This window comes from Rubellimicrobium sp. CFH 75288, assembly GCF_009904055.1.
Classification (GTDB): Bacteria; Pseudomonadota; Alphaproteobacteria; order Rhodobacterales; family Rhodobacteraceae; genus Rubellimicrobium.
Genome location: NZ_WYDP01000059.1, coordinates 1 through 672, shown reverse-complemented (window position 1 = coordinate 672; position 672 = coordinate 1). Strand labels below are relative to the sequence as shown.

1 protein-coding gene is annotated in these 672 nt (G+C 64.1%); it reads left to right on the top strand.

Annotated elements, in window-relative coordinates; genetic code table 11:
* Window positions 1-75: 75 nt before the first annotated feature.
* On the top strand, window positions 76-672 hold a 597-nt coding region (locus GT358_RS16365; RefSeq protein WP_208103589.1), incomplete at its 3' end, for an ATP-dependent metallopeptidase FtsH/Yme1/Tma family protein.

Below are 672 nucleotides of genomic sequence, written 5' to 3'. Positions count from 1 at the left end.
GGGCGCGCCACCTCCAGTCAAAGATCTGCGCCGGATGCGGTCTTGAAGGGCTTTGAGCGCAGGGAAAGCCGTCGGATGAACCGGGAACAGCAGATCAACATCTGGTATTGGATCGCGGCCTTTCTGCTGCTGATGCTGTTCCAGTCGTGGTGGCAGGGGGCCACGACGACCGAACGCATCCCCTACTCGCGATTCCTCGAACTGCTCGAACAGGACCGGATCGCCGAGGTGCAGGTCCAGCCCGAGCGGATCGTCGGCCGCTATCGCGACCCGATCGACGGGCGGACCCATTTCGTGACGAACATCGTACCCGAGGATCTGACCCGCCGGCTGGAGCAGTCGGGCGCGGAATACGACGGCACGGTGACGAACACGCTGCTTACCATGATCCTCTCGTGGGTCGTGCCGATCGTGCTTCTGTTCGCGCTGTGGTCGTTCTTCTTCCGCCGCTTTGCCGAACGGCAGGGCTTCGGCGGCATGATGACGGTCGGCAGGTCGAAGGCGAAGGTCTATGTCGAGAAGGATACCGGCGTGACCTTCGATGACGTGGCCGGCATCGACGAGGCGAAGGCCGAACTTCGGGAAATCGTGAGTTTCCTCAGGGAGCCCGACCGCTACGGGCGGCTGGGCGCGCGCATCCCCAAGGGCATCCTCCTCGTCGGTCCGCCCGGC